Origin of the sequence: Moorena sp. SIO2C4 (genome assembly GCF_010672485.1) — a bacterium.
GTDB lineage: Bacteria > Cyanobacteriota > Cyanobacteriia > Cyanobacteriales > Coleofasciculaceae > Moorena > Moorena producens.
Window position 1 is genome coordinate 1 of sequence record NZ_JAAHGN010001334.1, and the last position, 1,714, is coordinate 1,714.

Below are 1,714 nucleotides of genomic sequence, written 5' to 3' on the forward strand. Positions count from 1 at the left end.
TGCTTTGGGGTTACTGACGTTTCCCTCCAATCCCTTGACTAACGGCTCAACTTCATGGAGTTGAAAGCCATGTAACTCAACTGCTCGGCCAATATTAAACGGGGTGCGGTCTTTATCTGCTATTAAATCCCCTGGTGTCGCCACCCCCAACAGCACAAAACTGATGCGATTATAGGCAGAATTTTCCGCCCGTTTGTTATAACAGGCTCGAATTAGGGCAAAGAAGTCATCTTTAAACGCCAGTTGCAGAACGCTATCAATTTCATCAATAAAAATAACAATCCGTTCGGCAATTTGGATCAGTAAGACTTCTTCGATAAACTCCCGAAAAAGCTGTACTGGGGGAATATCTTTGTGCTCATTGAGCCAGCTGCGAAATGATAATTTCTCCTGTAGACCGAATCGGTTAATCAGAGTTTTGGTTAAGCCGCCATACCATTTCTCTGGGGTAACCTGTTGGGTTCCTAATTCCGTAATATCAATGGATGCACAAGCCACCCCGTGGTTTTGCAGCCGTTTCATGGTTCGCACTCTCAGGGAAGACTTCCCCATTTGGCGGGAATTCAAGACATAGCAAAACTCTCCAGCCAGCAACTGCTGATAAAGTTCCCCGTCAGCGGTACGCACCACATAAGTACTAGCATCGGGTGGTAGGCATCCCCCAACCTGATAGGCTCCTGTACTCATAGCAGTTCTCCTAGGTGGTCTCTAAAATACTGTCGATATAAATTACAACTGGCCATGACCTGATTGCCTTGCTTTTTCACTAGCCCCATGCTGTACAACTTATAGGCTGCTATCAAGTCCAGATGCACAGGAGCGTTAGCATCAATCACCTGTAATAGTGCTTTTGCCAAGTCTGGGTGTGGTTGCAGCATCCGCCACAGATGTCGCAGGTGGTTGGCGTAGATGCCAGCATCTGTGGGAGCGGCTTGCAACAGTTGCGCCAGGGAGTTATTACCGTGGATTTGGCAGTGAGATAAGGCTTGCTGTACCAGATCAGGATGACCTCCCACCATCCCCATCAGTTGCTCCACAAGGGATTCACTCCAATCCTGTCCATGTTGTCGGGCTAATTCCTGGACTTGTTCCGGGGTAAATTCTGGTAATTCAATGGGCACTCCCACATTAAACGGGGATTCATTTATATTGAGAGGGATATAGACATCTGTGGAATGGACAACCACCAACCGTAATCGTTTCCAGACCTGTTCCACTTTCCCCCGTTCGTGCCACGCCCTCAGCAATCCCAAAAATTCTGAAGCCACCTCAGGGTAGGGAAAAACTCGGTCTACTTCATCGAGACATAAAACCACGGGAGCGCCAGCTTCAGGCAGAAGATAGTTCTCAAAGTATTCGGTACAATCGACTTTAGCCGTGGAAAAGTCTTCATCCCAATAGTCTCTCAACCGATTCGGTATCTTCAAGCTTTGACCAACACTGATACAAAACCACTTGAACAATCGATCGACATCGGTCAAGTCATTGCTATGGGCTAAGTGGAAATTTACATAAGCCTTTCGGTAGCCCTTCTCGGCAAGCTGATCCAACATTCTCACCATCAGCAATGTCTTCCCCATCAGCCTCGGAGCTTTAATCCTGACCAAGGCACCGGGACCTAAAAGGGCTTGATAACAAGACTGTTCAATGGGAGGACGTTGGACATAAATCAATGAAGAGTCTTCCTCAGGGCAGTGTGTGATCACTACTTCTG

The 1,714-nt window shown here is 47.4% G+C and carries 2 protein-coding genes; both read right to left on the reverse strand.

Features of this window, described 5'->3' with window-relative positions; all coding sequences use genetic code 11:
• Positions 1 to 687, reverse strand: a 687-nt coding sequence (locus tag F6K20_RS37225) for an AAA-like domain-containing protein (RefSeq protein WP_287298225.1), incomplete at its 3' end; no start/stop codon positions are given.
• A partial coding sequence (locus F6K20_RS37230; RefSeq protein ID WP_287298227.1) for an AAA-like domain-containing protein occupies positions 684 to 1,714 on the reverse strand: 1,031 nt, incomplete at its 5' end. The genes F6K20_RS37230 and F6K20_RS37225, both read right to left, overlap by 4 nt.